This is a genomic window from Bacillus sp. S2(2024) (assembly GCF_050474045.1).
Classification (GTDB): domain Bacteria; phylum Bacillota; class Bacilli; order Bacillales; family Bacillaceae_G; genus Bacillus_A; species Bacillus_A yunxiaonensis.
In genome coordinates this window covers 42182-56868 of sequence record NZ_JBFLUS010000003.1, presented here as the reverse complement: position 1 = coordinate 56868, position 14687 = coordinate 42182, and the positions used below count along the sequence as shown (strand labels likewise).

Annotated in this window: 16 protein-coding genes; 3 read left to right on the top strand and 13 right to left on the bottom strand. The window is 35.4% G+C overall.

All coding sequences use genetic code 11. The features are described from left to right. Positions 1-86: 86 nt before the first annotated feature. A complete protein-coding gene (locus AB1284_RS00445; protein WP_429752515.1) occupies positions 87-512 on the bottom strand; it encodes a hypothetical protein in 426 nt (141 codons plus the stop codon). A 13-nt stretch (positions 513-525) separates the two neighbouring features. Beyond that, the gene (gene lepB, locus AB1284_RS00440) at positions 526-1059 is read right to left on the bottom strand and encodes a signal peptidase I (RefSeq protein ID WP_429752517.1); all 534 of its coding nucleotides are present in this window, start codon (positions 1057-1059) and stop codon (positions 526-528) included. A gap of 587 nt (positions 1060-1646) precedes the next feature. On the opposite strand from lepB, the gene AB1284_RS00435 reads away from it, so the two are divergent. Next, positions 1647-1934: a hypothetical protein gene (locus AB1284_RS00435; RefSeq protein WP_429752519.1), complete on the top strand. Its 288-nt coding sequence runs from the start codon at positions 1647-1649 to the stop codon at positions 1932-1934. A 43-nt stretch (positions 1935-1977) separates the two neighbouring features. Here AB1284_RS00435 and AB1284_RS00430 read toward each other — a convergent pair whose 3' ends face one another. After that, positions 1978-2658, bottom strand: a complete 681-nt coding sequence (locus AB1284_RS00430; protein WP_429752521.1) for a lysoplasmalogenase — start codon at positions 2656-2658, stop codon at positions 1978-1980. 169 nt (positions 2659-2827) lie between these two features. Beyond that, on the bottom strand, positions 2828-3787 hold the full coding sequence (locus AB1284_RS00425) for a DMT family transporter (protein ID WP_429752523.1): 960 nt from the start codon (positions 3785-3787) through the stop codon (positions 2828-2830). Between the two features lie 604 nt (positions 3788-4391). On the opposite strand from AB1284_RS00425, the gene AB1284_RS00420 reads away from it, so the two are divergent. Further along, positions 4392-6320 carry a heavy metal translocating P-type ATPase gene (locus AB1284_RS00420; RefSeq protein WP_429752525.1) on the top strand — a complete coding sequence of 643 codons (1929 nt, stop codon included), beginning with the start codon at positions 4392-4394 and terminating at the stop codon, positions 6318-6320. Positions 6321-6506: 186 nt separating this feature from the next. Here AB1284_RS00420 and AB1284_RS00415 read toward each other — a convergent pair whose 3' ends face one another. From AB1284_RS00415 to AB1284_RS00405, 3 genes are all read right to left on the bottom strand, one after another. After that, on the bottom strand, positions 6507-7376 hold the full coding sequence (locus AB1284_RS00415) for a YihY/virulence factor BrkB family protein (RefSeq protein WP_429752527.1): 870 nt from the start codon (positions 7374-7376) through the stop codon (positions 6507-6509). A gap of 5 nt (positions 7377-7381) precedes the next feature. Beyond that, positions 7382-7870: a DUF4075 domain-containing protein gene (locus tag AB1284_RS00410; RefSeq protein ID WP_429752529.1), complete on the bottom strand. Its 489-nt coding sequence runs from the start codon at positions 7868-7870 to the stop codon at positions 7382-7384. 176 nt (positions 7871-8046) lie between these two features. After that, the gene (locus tag AB1284_RS00405) at positions 8047-8511 is read right to left on the bottom strand and encodes a low molecular weight protein-tyrosine-phosphatase (RefSeq protein ID WP_336483808.1); all 465 of its coding nucleotides are present in this window, start codon (positions 8509-8511) and stop codon (positions 8047-8049) included. A 165-nt stretch (positions 8512-8676) separates the two neighbouring features. On the opposite strand from AB1284_RS00405, the gene AB1284_RS00400 reads away from it, so the two are divergent. Continuing rightward, a complete protein-coding gene (locus AB1284_RS00400; protein ID WP_098311126.1) occupies positions 8677-8901 on the top strand; it encodes a DUF1128 domain-containing protein in 225 nt (74 codons plus the stop codon). Positions 8902-8943: 42 nt separating this feature from the next. Here AB1284_RS00400 and AB1284_RS00395 read toward each other — a convergent pair whose 3' ends face one another. The 6 genes from AB1284_RS00395 to AB1284_RS00370 all read right to left on the bottom strand — a co-directional run bounded on the left by AB1284_RS00395 (position 8944) and on the right by AB1284_RS00370 (position 14426). Continuing rightward, a complete protein-coding gene (locus AB1284_RS00395; RefSeq protein ID WP_429752531.1) occupies positions 8944-10026 on the bottom strand; it encodes a toxic anion resistance protein in 1083 nt (360 codons plus the stop codon). An 18-nt stretch (positions 10027-10044) separates the two neighbouring features. Continuing rightward, entirely contained in the window at positions 10045-11676 is a 1632-nt protein-coding gene (locus AB1284_RS00390; RefSeq protein WP_429752533.1) for a YceG family protein, read from the bottom strand. 79 nt (positions 11677-11755) lie between these two features. Continuing rightward, positions 11756-12544 carry a TerC family protein gene (locus AB1284_RS00385; RefSeq protein ID WP_336483812.1) on the bottom strand — a complete coding sequence of 263 codons (789 nt, stop codon included), beginning with the start codon at positions 12542-12544 and terminating at the stop codon, positions 11756-11758. A 72-nt stretch (positions 12545-12616) separates the two neighbouring features. Beyond that, positions 12617-13195: a TerD family protein gene (locus tag AB1284_RS00380; RefSeq protein WP_429752535.1), complete on the bottom strand. Its 579-nt coding sequence runs from the start codon at positions 13193-13195 to the stop codon at positions 12617-12619. Between the two features lie 29 nt (positions 13196-13224). Beyond that, a complete protein-coding gene (locus AB1284_RS00375; protein ID WP_429752537.1) occupies positions 13225-13809 on the bottom strand; it encodes a TerD family protein in 585 nt (194 codons plus the stop codon). Between the two features lie 20 nt (positions 13810-13829). Beyond that, on the bottom strand, positions 13830-14426 hold the full coding sequence (locus tag AB1284_RS00370; protein WP_429752539.1) for a TerD family protein: 597 nt from the start codon (positions 14424-14426) through the stop codon (positions 13830-13832). Between the last annotated feature and the right edge of the window lie 261 nt (positions 14427-14687).

Here is a 14687-nt window from a genome sequence, read left to right as displayed (position 1 = left end):
TTTTTACTAAACTCTTATGTGAAGGTAACTGATGACATATGCCCGATTGTTGAGAACTTCCATCAAGCTCCCCACTGATTAAAGTTTCACTTTATATCCCAAATCACATCATCGACCTTTGCTTCCACGCGAATTTGCTGAATAAATTGTTGTCTATCGTTTTCGTTACGAATTAGTTTATGTATATACCGCCGCTTACTTAACAAATTCCGATAACGTTCTTCCGTATGAATGACATTTCGGCATTTTACATCTTCATATATAACTTTGAACCAATCATGCCCTTTTAACTTTTCAATATGACGAGCAAATCTTCTTTGCTTTCGCTTTTCTCGTCCTTCTATGCTTTCTAACGCTTGTTCCACAATTTCCTCTGCTATATTTTCTCCTACAACTTTTACAATTCCAACTGTTCCGCGAGCGATAACCTTTGTAGCATCTGCTGCCGCTTCTCCTAGTGCAACTGCTCCTCGTACGACCCCAGCGAGAATGTGACCAATAATATCTTCCATAGCTTCTCTCCTTCTAATTTACTATTTGTATTCGTTTAAGAGGATAATATATTGCAACCAAACTTCCTAATACATCATCTTTATCAATTAGCCCTAGCCCATTACGACTATCTCGGCTCACTAATCGATTATCCCCCATCACAAAGATTTTATTTTTTGGAATAATTATCGGGCCGAAATCCTCTGTTAAATTCATCATAAGTTGTTTTGCTTGCTTCTTATTTTTTTCCAAATATGATTCCTTTTGTAATTGACTATTGATATACAACTGATCATTTTTCATTTCAATTTTATCTCCAGGTAAACCGATAATACGCTTCACATAAAAATTATCTGTTTTTATCACAATTACATCACCATGGTGATAGCTATCAACTTTCCTTGCTAACTTATTTATAATGACTTTATCCCCTTCATAAAGCGTAGGCTGCATGGAAGCTCCTTGTACCGTCGTCGAAAAAAATACAAATACTTTCATAAAAAAAGCAATCATACATGCAATCACCAATACTTCAATCCATTCCCGAAAGCGACTTTTCTGTCTCATGCTTATCTCCTTTATCCCTTATGTACATATATTATAGAATACTTTTGTAAATAAATTCTATATTATCAGTAAATTACATATACTATCTACAATAAAAATAAAACATTCTATATATACAAATTATTTAACTAAAAAAAAGAACTACTAATAAGCAGTTCTTCTTTCATTTCTATATAGATGGCAAATATTCATCCATCAACTTTATCCGGCATTAACGAACAATAATACTCCCCCCTCAAAATTCGATGAAAGCATTTTCCAGCTCTAGCGGCTAGAATCTCCGGTCGTTTCGCCCCCTCGGACGAGGCAAAAAGCGCCTCTCTGCCTTGGTCGCGGGCGCCCTGCGATTCTGAGCGAGTCGCTTCCGCTTTTCTAAAGAAGTTAGGTGGGAGATAAACTGCCCGTAAAGCCCGATTGGTGAGGTCTAATAATCATTGGGGAATCAAGAAAATCCCAATGATTAAAGTTTCACTTTATCAAATCTTACAATTATATTCTGAAAAATATCCTTATATATAGTTTTTTGATATAATGTTTCTGGTCTTTTTTATTTGATACATAAAATGCAAGGAGGATTTATTTTTATTATGAAAGTTATGCTAAAAAACGAACGAACTGGACAAATTAAACAAACAAAACTAGGGTTTAGCTGGACTGTATTTTTCTTCGGCTTCTTTCCAGCACTATTTCGCGGGGATTGGAAATGGTTATTAATTATCTTAATTGCAAGTGCATTCACATTCGGTTTTTCTAATTTAGTTTTCTGTTTTATTTATAATAAGTTATATATTAATGACCTTTTATCTCAAGGTTATAAACCTGCTGACGAATATAGCTTAGCTGCTTTACAACAAAAAAATATCATGGCAGCATAAATAATAAAAAGTAAGCAAGCTGGTTATGTACCAGCTTGCTTTATTACATTCCAACATAAATAATACACATTTGCGCTCCAATATATGTTGCCCAAACCCAAAGAGGATCATATTTTATATTCCTTCTTCCGATATCAGTAACACCAATAATAAAATCGGAGATGGCAAACAACAAACCTCCAAACGCTGGAATCCACCATATTCCACCGTTCAAATAAGCAAGTGCAAATGCAAAACATGCCATTCCACTAACCCAAAGCCCGTATACAAGTGCTCCTATTGTAAATAACTTATCTTGCTTATTATTTCGAATAAAAAAGAACCAACCGATAATTAAGAATAACCCGTATCCTACTAAACTAAACCATAACCCCGTCCATGAAATACCTGTTTCTAAAAAAGCTGTCACATACAAGCAATGTGCAATAGCAAATGTCGCCATTCCGCCAATTAAACGGTGCCCAAATGGAATCAAGCCTGCCATAAATAAATCGCCGATTGTTGATAAAAGCATACCGATTGCAACCCACTGCCGATAAGGTGTCACAGGGTCTTGCACCCACATCCATGTCGCAGCTCCAGTTAATGAAAAACTCAGGAGTAAACGTATAAATAAAGGTAATGGTTCGTTTTTCTTTGTTTGATTTGATTGTCTTATTGCATAAATTGTACCGAACAGAAATAAAGTTACTTGTCCAATCAGCAGTACGTACATTTCATTCATATTTTTCTCCTTGATGGATTAATATTTCTATGTTATTCGATATAAAAACGTCATTTTCCTTCCTTCTATCTACAAGTTTCAACAAAAAATATGTGTGTTTCTATTACTCCATCACTTTCTCAAAAAATCCATTTCATGTTTCCTATCCTTACATATAGAAAAGAGGCTCTTACTGAGCCTCTTCACACTGCTTTTGTATTTGCTCCGTTTTTTGCACTATAGGTGTACGATTCACCACAATGATTCCAGTCGCTACACATGCCAATCCAAACAATACGAAGGAATGAATTGCTTCACCTAAAATTAAGCTTGATAATATTACACCAAACACTGGAATGAAGAACATGTACATCGATACTTTTCCAACTTTGTTGTATTTCATCACTGTATTCCAAATACAAAATCCTGCTGCTGATAAAAAAGATAAGTACAGTAACATAAGCAACGTTTGCATATGAAATGTAAATGGCATGAATCCATCTTGTAAAATCCCGATGAATAATAAACCTAAAGAACCAATAATCATTTGATATGCAGTCATGTAGCCTACATCCATCGTTTTACTGCCTTCTTTCGCCAAAATGTTACCGTACGAGTACAGCATTGCCGCAGCTAACAATAACAATTCACCAATGCCAAAGTGCAAATCCATATTTCCTTTTGGAATGTTTACAAGAATGACACCGCAAAAACCGATTGATACACCAACGATTTTTCTCATATTTAATGAATCATCTTTATATAGAAAATGTGCTAATACAATTTGAAAGAATGACGATGTTCCAGAAATAACTGCTCCTTCAATCCCAGTACTATAGCTCAAACCGATATAAAAACAAACATATTGTAAAAACGTTTGAAACAAACCAATCTGAACAAGTTGCTTCGCTGTACCTTTTTGGAAAGATACATTTTTTCCTAATACTTTAAAAAAGAATAAGAGCATAACTCCTGCTAGGAAAAAACGATAGCCAGCAAATAAAATTTGTTCACCTACTTCATGAGGTTGAATATCTAACTGTACATAACTTAATTTAATAAATGGAAACGCACTGCCCCATAGAAAAGTTGCGCTTAATGCCGCAACAAATACACCGAGCGGATGTGTAAAAAATCTTTCTGTCTTCACTGATGTCTTCCTTTCCGTACTTTTTACGAACAATATCCATATATAACAAAGCGGAGTCAAAAACACAAGTATTTTCACTTCTACTTATTCAAGTAATACTTAACTTCCTTGCTTCTTCCTCAATCTTAAGGTGGGTACTTACTCTCAACGAATAGCGGAATAAGTAAAAATCTTTTCTTATAAGGAAACATATGTTACAATCTAGAATAATAATAAAGTAAATAACTACACAGAATGTGTTTTCTAAGAAATGCTGCTATCCGTATGGATGGCAGCTTTCGTCGTTTTATAGGGGTTTCGATGATGATTCTTTTTCTCAATGAGAGGAGTGAAACGAGATGAATTCACAAATAAAAATATTTTCAACGCAAAAGAAAGTTGTAACTTAAAAGAATGCTGCTATCCAGATGGATGGCAGCTTTCGCCGTTTTATAAGGCTATCGATGATGATTCTTTTTCTCAATAGAAAGGAGCGAAAAACTATGAATGCTGAAATAAAAGCATTATTAAAACAAACGGAAACACCACCTTAAAAGAAAGCTACTATCCATCTTTCACTGGTTTCCATAATAAATTTTTTCTCAATAGAAAGGAGCAATAAGTCATGAATTCTGAAGTAAAAGCATTATCAAAACAACAAGTAACGCCAACTTCTCTATCCTGGTTGGAAACATTCCAAAAACATTATGAACTCATTTTTGCAATCACATCTGGAATTTTTATTTTGGCAGGTTGGTTACTAACAAAGAATGACCTCACAACTGCTGCAACTATATTTTACGTATTAGCTTATATAATTGGAGGTTATGCAAAAGCAAAAGAAGGTATTGAAGACACAATCGCAGAAAAAGAGCTGAACGTCGAAATGCTCATGCTTTTTGCAGCTATTGGCTCAGCAATTATTGGCTACTGGACAGAAGGTGCTATATTAATTTTTATCTTCGCTTTAAGCGGAGCTATGGAAGCTTACACGATGAACAAAAGTCAAAAGGAAATTTCCGCACTGCTCGACTTACAACCAGAAGAAGCACTGCGTATCTCTCGTGGAGTAGAAGAACGTATTTCAGTCGAACAGCTGCAAATTGGTGACATCATTTTAATTAAGCCAGGTGAACGCATTCCCGCAGACGGCATGATTCACACTGGTGAAACAAATATTGATGAAGCTGCCATTTCAGGTGAGCCAATTCCAAGTGAGAAGAAACCTGGTGATGAAGTATTCGCAGGAACTGTTAACTTACGAGGTGCTATCGAAGTAGAAATCACAAAACATAGCGATCAAACGTTGTTCCAAAAAATTATTCGTCTCGTGCAAAATGCACAAAGTGAAAAATCTCCTTCACAACTTTTCATTGAAAAATTTGAAGGAACATATGTGAAAGGCGTACTTATTGTTGTAGCACTCATGATGTTTGTTCCTCACTATACTCTTGGCTGGAGCTGGAACGAAACATTTTACCGTGCGATGATTCTGCTCGTTGTCGCTTCTCCATGTGCACTCGTTGCAGCCATTACACCAGCTACGTTATCGGCAATTTCAAACGGTGCACGCCATGGAATCTTATTTAAGGGCGGTGTTCATTTAGAAAGACTCGCTTCATTAAAAGCAATCGCCTTTGATAAAACAGGTACATTAACACAAGGAAAGCCAACAGTAACAGATGTATATACGCGTGACGGAATATCTGAAAAAGAGTTATTACACATTACAGCATCTATTGAAAGTCATTCTACACATCCTTTAGCAGCATCAATTGTTAAATATGCAAAACATGCATATGACATGACATTAACAAAACCAGAAAACGTTGAAGATGTAACTGGATTTGGCTTAAAAGGAACACTGCAAAACGAAGCTTACAAAATTGGGAAAGCTGATTTTATGAGTAAAGAAACAAAATCATTCCATAACGACATTTCAACGAAATTAGAACAAGAAGGAAAAACTGTTGTATACGTAAGCGATGAGAAAGGTATTCTCGGTCTTATTGCCTTAAAAGATACACTGCGCCAAGAAACAATTGCAGCAATTCGTGAGCTTCAAAAACTTGGTATCGAAGCGGTGATGATTACAGGTGATAATGAACAAACAGCAAAGACCATCGCTGCTGAAAGTAATATTAAAGAATACTACGCATCTTGCTTACCAGAAACAAAAGTAGAAGCAATAAAAGAATTGAAAAAGAAATATAGTACAGTGGCAATGGTCGGTGATGGCATTAATGATGCTCCTGCATTGGCAACAGCGAGCATTGGAGTTGCCATGGGAGAAGGAACTGATGTTGCTTTAGAAACCGCAGACGTTGTCTTAATGAAAAATGAACTTTCTCGCTTAGCACAAGCAATTCGCTTATCAAAACGAATGAATCGTATTGTAAAGCAAAATGTTATCTTTTCATTGACAGTAATTATGCTGCTCATTTGTTCAAACTTCCTACAATTTTTAGCACTTCCATTAGGTGTCATCGGTCACGAAGGAAGTACTATTCTCGTTATTTTAAATGGGTTACGATTATTAAAAGCAAATAATTAAAAGGGTTCCAATATGGAACCCTTTTTTTAATGATAACCGTTATGTCCGTTTGCACTGCTGCTCGTTTTATGTTTTGGCTGTGAGCTGCTGTGTTGTTTACGTTGGTTTTTGTCGTTTTTACTATTACCAGTCTTATTTTGACCCATGAATAATCCCCCCTATTCCCTCTTAGTATGAAACAGAAGGTTACTTTTGATTACGGGAATTATTGTCACTCGTTCGATAATAATTCAAAAGTGCGTTAATTTCTCCACCAAGCAAAATCACCCAGCCAGTTAAGTAAAACCATAATATTAAAATAATAATAGCACCGAGGCTACCATATGTATTCGAATAATTTGCAAAGTTATCGACGTAGAATGCAAATGAATACGATGCCACAATCCACCCAATTGTAGCAAATAATGCTCCTGTCATTACTTCTCTTCTCTTTACATGACGATTTGGGGCAAATTTATACAAAAAGCAAAATAAACCAAATAATACGAGAAAACTTAATAATAATCGAACAATACTCCAAACAAACGAAAATTCATGAGATAAACCTAGAACTTTAAAAATCGCTGATCCAATTATTTGTCCAAATACAGGTAAAATTAAAGCAAAGACAATCATAAAAATCGTTGCTAATGTTAATACAACTGACAATGCTCTTGTTGTAATAAATGAACGTGTTTCAGTAATATCATAGGCACGGTTAAATGCCTTCATCACAGCATTTACGCCATTCGAAGCAAAATATAACATTGCAAGTAAACCAAACGATAATAACCCACCATTTTGTTCACTCACTATTTTATCTACATTTGTTTCAATTAAACTCAATACATCTTCAGGAGCATAATTCTGTAAGAAGGATAATACATCTTCCGTCTCAATTGGGATATATCCAAGAAGCGTTATTAAAAAAACAAGTGCTGGAAAAAGAGAAAGCAAGAAGAAATAGGCAAGCTGCGCTGCTAAGCCTGCCACATCATCTCGCATTGTTCGATCATATAAATCTTTCCCAAATGTGAAAACATGATGAGTTCTTGCTTTTTGTAAAAATGTTTTCATCTTTTTTAAACGCTTTTCTTTTCTTCTTGATTTTGTTTTAGCTCAATAAACGCTTCTGATTTCTTCTCTTCTACAATAGATTCCTTTTTGTCGCTATCTTCTGCTACAATCAGTTCTTCTTCCGTCTTTAACTCTTCTGTCGGTACAACCGCTTGAATTTCAATTGTTTCTGGTTGTTCTTTCACATTATTCTTCTTCTTGTTAAAAATATCTTTCGTCTCTTTTAATGTTTCAACAACAGCTGGCGTTAACTTTTTAATTTCTGCCACTTTTGCTTTTACAACATTAAAATCAGCAATTTCGCGCCCTTTATCTGTAACTGTTTGCATCTTTTCTTTTAGCTTTGCATTTTCACCAATTTCAATCATTTTTGTTTTCGCTTTTCCTGCTGTATACTTCACTTTTTCACGATTTTCTTTCTTTAACATAGAAACCGCCACACCTGCTGCCACACCGATTGCAATATTGCGTACAATATTTCCCTTCTTTGCCATATTCCTTCACCCTTTCATCTATTTTGTTAGAAAGTTATCTCGCTCAAACGGACAATGAAACCTTAAAGGTGATAGCCTTGAGGTATCTCCCCATAAGAGCTCGATTGGTTTAACTAACCATAAGTAGCAATGCTCACTAATGGAAGTTTCACATTATACTTTCTGAACTAACATCCTTATATTCCTTGCTCATTTCGAATGAACGCTAGCAATTTTGCACATCCTTCTGTTACAAGGTCATATACTTCTTGAAAGTTCCCTGTAAAATATGGATCCGGAACATCTGTCCAGCCACCGTCTGGAACAAAATCGGATAGTCTGCCAATATAGCCGCCTGCTTTTCCTAAAGCCTTTAAATCGTCTAAGTTTTTATTGTCCATTGCAATTATGTAATCAAACTTTGTTAAGTCTTCTTTTTCTACTTGACGTGCTTTAATTCCTTCAAAAGATACTTCATTTTCTGTTAAAATTTTTTGTGTGCCGTGATGAGGCGGATGCCCGATATGCCAATCTCCAGTTCCAGCCGAATCAACAGTAATCGCTTGTTCTAATTCTTCTTTTTTTACAAGCTCACGAAAAATTGCTTCTGCCATCGGAGAACGACAAATGTTTCCTAGACAAACAAATAAAACTCGAACCATATTTGTTTCTTCCCTTCATGATGCATTTGTTATATTTAGTATAAACAATCAACAATTACTTATAAAGGAAATAAGCGCTAATTTAATATGATTTCAAACTTCCGTTAACGAAAATGATAAAAAATGTTAAGATAAGTCTATGTTACTTTAAAGGGGGGTACTTCCGTGGATTTATCCGTAAAAACGCAAGAAAACGTTGAATATATGGTAGAAGCAATTAAAGAAAAATTACGCATGGTAAACGCTGGAGCAATGAGAGCTTCAAACTTCAATGAAGATATGTATGAAGATTTGCGTGACATTTATGAACACGTTATGAAGCGCGAAACATTTAGCATTAGTGAAATGCAAGCTATTACAGAAGAATTAGGTTCATTAATTAAAAAATAAAAAGGCAACGAGGAGCATCCTCATTGCCTTTTTATTTTTTAATTATCCCTGCATTTCCTTTTTAATTCTATCCGTTAATTCTGCCATGCGCTTACGGCTTTCTTCACGCTCACGTTTGTTTTGTTCTTCAATTTGTTTTGTTTCTTGAACACCTTTAGAAATAATATTCCAAGTCTCTTCAAGAGTTTCCATCTTAATACTTGAAGAACCCGCCAATTTTGCTACTTCTACACTTTGCGTCGCGATATTTTGTGCATTTCTCTTCAATAACTCGTTTGTACGACGGTCAAGTTCTGCCATTGAATCCGCAACAAGCTTTTGACGTTTTGCATTTACGGCTTGAATAATACCATTTTTAAAAATAGGAATTGTCGTAATAAACGCTGTATTAATTTTCCCTATTAACTTGTTGTTACCACGTTGAATCATTCGAATTTGAGGCGCTGTTAGTAATGCAACCATACGCGCTTTTTCTAAATCGTCAATACGCTGCTCTAAAATTTCTACAGAGTTTTTTAATGATTCCAGCTCGATTCCTGCAAGTTGATCATTGTTACGAACACGCTCTTCATACATCGGAACTAATTCTGTTTGCAGACGCTCAAGTAGCATTTCACCCGCAACAACGTATTTCTCTAAATCTAAATAATATTTTAAGTTTTGCTCATACAAACCATCTAACGTACCGATTGAACGCTTCATTTCATCTTGGTATTTCGTGATTTCCACGTATACTTTATCCATTTCGCGTCCCATCGTTTGATACTTATTAAAGATTTGTTCAATCATTTGATTTCCTTTTTTAAATAAACGAGAGAAAAAACCGCCTTTGTCTTCAACGAAATCTTTACTGTCAAACTTGTCCATAATTTTCCCAAGCTGTTTTAATAACTCACCGGAATCTTCTACTTTAGATAATGTCATCGTATGTAAAATTTGATCAGCAAATCGGGAAATCTCTACAGATGGCTCTTTTCCTAGCTCGATTAATTCCAATTGATCTTTTATATCCACCGCATTATAGATGCGCTGCACTTCAGGGTCTTGTCTTAACTGCAGGCGAATATCTTGCGATGTTTGTTCAGTCAATTCTGTTGTTGTTGGGTCTAGTACAATCGGATTCATATATGTATCTTCCTTCCTTTATAAAAATGGACGAAATATCCCTTTTAAAGTATTTGATAAATTTTTATAGGACGATGGACCGTGAAACTCTACATCAAAGCTCACTTCTTCTAACCAATGTGAATCAAATGCTTCCGCTTCAATGTACTGCTCAATATCATTACGTCCTGTCGGATTAAAATGTAAAACATCGACACCAATGTGATTTAAAAAGAGCATCAATATCGCATCAGAACGCGTAAGTTCTCCACTTTTTTCATTGTTAAATATAACTATCTTCGGAACCTCTTGGGAATAATCGAATTTCTCAAGCTGTTCAAGTATATTCGGTGGAATTTGTGAAAGCTGCGCAAACACATATAAAGCTGCATCTTGTTCTGTTTCTATTCCCATTCTTTTGTAAAGCTGACTCTCACATGTATGAATAATCGCTTCTGCAATGCCGTATTGTAAGCCCTCCGGTAAGCGTTTGTGCGGCCACCAATGACTTTGAATGATTCTCTGTGCATTAAGCTTTCCAGAACGATCTAATGCATCGCGATAATGAAATTGAAAATTAGCTTTCTGCTCTTTCGTAAACGGAAATTGATTTACTAACATACTGTTCTCATACGATGTTAACACTTTTAATCTTTGAAAATACTCTTTCCCATTTTTAGAAACACCAGACACCTTTGCAAATAACGATGGAATATAAATATGTTGCTTTTCTACAAAGAATGTTGGTCTTATAAATGCCTTCTCTTTCGTGATGATAAAGAGTTCATCATATGTTGTCTTTAATGTACGCGCAACTGGCGTATATGACCTGAATTGCCACGGTTTATATAAGAGCGAATTATCATGATGAAGCACTTGCTCAATTTCTTTCGATGCTTGATATGCAACCGTTGCAACGCGCTCCCGTTTTTTATCTGGAAATGGTTCTAATGAAATTCGACTTGGATGTGAGATTACAAATGTCCGATTCTCTTCATCGATTTTTTCAAATCCATCTTTTCCTTCTGGATGATAATACAATACGTCACACCCGAGCATAATAAGAAAGTATAAAAAGTAAGTTTGGCTTTCCGACGCATCACCATACCATATAATTTGGGGCATTTGTACTTTGTAATCCTTTTGTGAAAACCATTTTGAAACATAATTTTCACTTAACTTAATCATATCAATTAAAAAACGGCGGAAACCTTCTGTTTTTAACGATTGATTATGCTGTTTTTCGTACAGCTTTAAAATTGAAATAAAAGTTGTGTGTATGTAGTGTTGTATGTCTGGATGATCAACTTCAGGCAACAAACGTTTTCCTGATAAATGAGCAACAAGTCGATTTACAGTTAAACCGCTTGGTGCTTGTTGATGTAATGAAAAAACTTCTTGAATATCACGAAGCTTCTCTGAAGGAATAACTTTATTTAAATTTTGTTCATGAAGTACAGTGATATTCTCATTTTGACCGTAATCAAATAACCGGTTATAGTATTCATTCACATCATTCGGTACACCAAGAATGCGGCATCCGACATAACTAAAATGCAACTCATTCTCTGTAAGTTCATAATGCGGACGCTTTGCTAACTCTACTCCAAATTGCTTCAATTCTTCTTCCACGTTTAATACATGTGGATGAAGTGTAAAACGTGAAAACACACTAATTCACCTCCAAACGAAACATTTATAAAAAATGGGCGCTCGTATGACGAGCAAACCCATTTAGTCTATTAACCTATTAATCTTCTTTCTTAGAAGCTGCCACCTCTTCACGAGTTTGGCGAGATGTTTTCATATAATGTAAAATAAATGTAGCACCAAATGCAATAACTAAAATCATAAAGAACATCCAATGCGGCATTTCAATATGAAATACAGAAAGGAACATTTTTACAGCAATAATTGCAATTAATATATACGCTGTCGTTTCAAGCTCTGGAACACGTTCTAGTAATCTTAAAAATACACCTGCAATACCACGCATCATTAAAATTCCAAGCATTCCGCCAAGAAGCAGAATCCATACTTCATTTGAAACACCAAATGCCGCAAGAACGCTATCTACAGAGAACGCGATATCCATTAGTTCGACCATTACAACCGTTCCCCAGAACATGCCAAACATTCTAAATAGCACACTATCTTTCTTCATACCATGAGCTTCTTCGTCTTCTTCATTTCCTTTAGATTTATCAATGAAGTGTTTCAAAGAAAGCCATGCAAGGTAAAGAGCACCAAACACTTTTACCCACCATAATTTAATTAAGTACATACCAATTCCGATGGCAATAAAACGGAATGCATAAGCACCAATAAGTCCATAAAATAATGCTTTTTTACGCTTTTCTTCTGGAAGATGTTTTACCATAACAGCTAATACAAGTGCGTTATCAGCAGATAGCAATCCTTCCAAAACAACAAGCGTACCAATTAATCCCCAAGATACTGGATCTGTTAATACTTTTACCCACATATCTAGATCAAAGAATTGGGCATACGTATTAAGGATTCCATGTAAAATCTCCATATTGTTGTTGACTCCTATTCTGTTTTAAATTTCTAAAAAGCGGAAAAGAAGGAAACGAAATTCGCTTCCTTCTTACGCATCCAAGCCGTACGCTCTTACAAGCGCACCTAATCCACCTTGGAAGCCGCTTCCGACAGCATTAAACTTCCACTGTCCATTATGACGGTATAATTCACAAAAGACAACTGCTGTTTCGATGGAGAAATCTTCCCCTAAATCATAGCGAAGCACTTCTTCATTTGTTTCTTCGTTAGTTAAACGAACAAATGCATTGGCAACTTGTCCAAAGTTTTGGCGGCGCCCCTCTGCATCATAAATCGTAACTGTAATAGCAATACGATGTACATCCGCTGGTACTTTATTTAGATCAACAACTAATTGTTCATCATCGCCTTCACCTTCTCCAGTTCGGTTATCACCTGTATGTGTCACAGAACCACAAGGAGATTGTAAATTGTTATAAAAGATAAAATCTGTTTCTTTCGTACACTTACCCTCTTGATTTAATAAGAACGCAGATGCATCTAAATCGTAATCAGCTCCGCCGTCATATTGTTTAATATCCCAGCCAAGACCAATAATTGCTTTTGTAAGGCCTGGGCTTGTCTTACCTAAATCAATTTTTTGTCCTTTTTGTAACTGAATAACCATATCCATCCACCTCTATTTACATAGATTCTTTACTCTACATCTAAACCAAAGTTTTTACATAAAGCTGCTAACCCGCCTTGGAAACCACTGCCAATCGCATTAAATTTCCAATCGTTGTTATGGCGATATAATTCACCTACTACAACCGCTGTTTCAATCGAGAAATCTTCACCTAAATCATAACGAATCAGCTCTATGTTTTTCTCTTCATCTAAAATGCGAACGAAAGAGTTAGATACTTGTCCAAAGTTTTGACGACGACCTTCTCCATCATAAATTGTAATTGTAAAACAAATACGTTCAATATGCGCAGGAACATTTTTCAAATCAACTTTGATTGTTTCATCGTCCCCTTCGCCTTCTCCTGTACGATTATCACCTAAATGCTGTACAGAACCACTTGCTCCAGTTGGATTGTTATAGAAAACAAAATCTTCTCCTCCGCCAACTTTACCGTTTGCACCAACTAAGAAAATACTTACATCTAAATCAAAATCAGCTTGTCCATCATATTTATTTGTATCCCAGCCAAGACCAACAATTACTTTTGAAAGACCTGGGTTTGTTTTCGTTAAATCTACTTTTTGTCCTTTTTGTAATGAAATAACTGCCATATAAAGCGCCTCCTTAAAAATTATTGATAACGCGTTACAATTTCGCTTAAGTTTTTATCTTGCGTTCCTTCTCCGATTGCAGAGAATTTCCATTCACCGTTATGACGATACATTTCACCGGCAATTAAAGTTGTCTTTCCACCATAATTATCCGTTAAATTATAACGTGCTAACTCTTCATGAGTTTGCGGATTTTGAATACGAATATACGCATTGCGAATCATTCCAAAATCTTGACGACGGTTCACACAATCATAAATATTTACAACAAATATTAAGCGATTCACTCTAGATGGAATTTTTTGTAATTCCACAAAGATAGTTTCATCATCGCCTGCTCCTTCACCCGTTAAATTATCACCTGAATGAATAATACTTCCGCAAGAAGATAATTTATTTCCAAAGTAAATAAGGTCATTTTTATGTAAAAAACGATCATTTTCAAGCATAATTACAGATGCATCACAGTCAATATTCGGCTTACTCCCAAACAATGAAGATAAAAAACCACCTGATTTTTCAATCGGATCCCAGCCCAAGCCAACTTGTAACTTTGTTAAACCAGGTTTTCCTTTCGTTAAGTCGATCTTCTGTCCTTTTTCTAAAATGATAGGCATGAAGTCTCTTCCTTTCTACAAATTACTTTCCACTTAGGAAAATATTGTATTCCTGCTTTATATTGTAGCATTTTTCATAGATTGAGAAAAAGAATAATTTTTCAATTATACGAAAACCTATATTTGATTTCATCGTACTGATGTAAGAAGCAGGAATTTATTGAACAATCTATACACAATTTTTTATTTAAACTTTTACATTGTAAGCGCTTTCTATTATATTGATTATAGGTAGGATAGCACCGGTGGCTATCAAAGCAT

Bases quoted from the DNA above. Each gene is read 5' to 3' on its own strand.
- AB1284_RS00445 (WP_429752515.1), bottom strand. From the start codon at position 512: ATGGAAGATATTATTGGTCACATTCTCGCTGGGGTCGTACGAGGAGCA.
- lepB (WP_429752517.1), bottom strand. From the start codon at position 1,059: ATGAGACAGAAAAGTCGCTTTCGGGAATGGATTGAAGTATTGGTGATT.
- AB1284_RS00435 (WP_429752519.1), top strand. From the start codon at position 1,647: ATGAAAGTTATGCTAAAAAACGAACGAACTGGACAAATTAAACAAACA.
- AB1284_RS00430 (WP_429752521.1), bottom strand. From the start codon at position 2,658: ATGAATGAAATGTACGTACTGCTGATTGGACAAGTAACTTTATTTCTG.
- AB1284_RS00420 (WP_429752525.1), top strand. From the start codon at position 4,392: ATGAATTCTGAAGTAAAAGCATTATCAAAACAACAAGTAACGCCAACT.
- AB1284_RS00415 (WP_429752527.1), bottom strand. From the start codon at position 7,376: ATGAAAACATTTTTACAAAAAGCAAGAACTCATCATGTTTTCACATTT.
- AB1284_RS00410 (WP_429752529.1), bottom strand. From the start codon at position 7,870: ATGGCAAAGAAGGGAAATATTGTACGCAATATTGCAATCGGTGTGGCA.
- AB1284_RS00405 (WP_336483808.1), bottom strand. From the start codon at position 8,511: ATGGTTCGAGTTTTATTTGTTTGTCTAGGAAACATTTGTCGTTCTCCG.
- AB1284_RS00395 (WP_429752531.1), bottom strand. From the start codon at position 10,026: ATGAATCCGATTGTACTAGACCCAACAACAACAGAATTGACTGAACAA.
- AB1284_RS00385 (WP_336483812.1), bottom strand. From the start codon at position 12,544: ATGGAGATTTTACATGGAATCCTTAATACGTATGCCCAATTCTTTGAT.
- AB1284_RS00380 (WP_429752535.1), bottom strand. From the start codon at position 13,195: ATGGTTATTCAGTTACAAAAAGGACAAAAAATTGATTTAGGTAAGACA.
- AB1284_RS00375 (WP_429752537.1), bottom strand. From the start codon at position 13,809: ATGGCAGTTATTTCATTACAAAAAGGACAAAAAGTAGATTTAACGAAA.
- AB1284_RS00370 (WP_429752539.1), bottom strand. From the start codon at position 14,426: ATGCCTATCATTTTAGAAAAAGGACAGAAGATCGACTTAACGAAAGGA.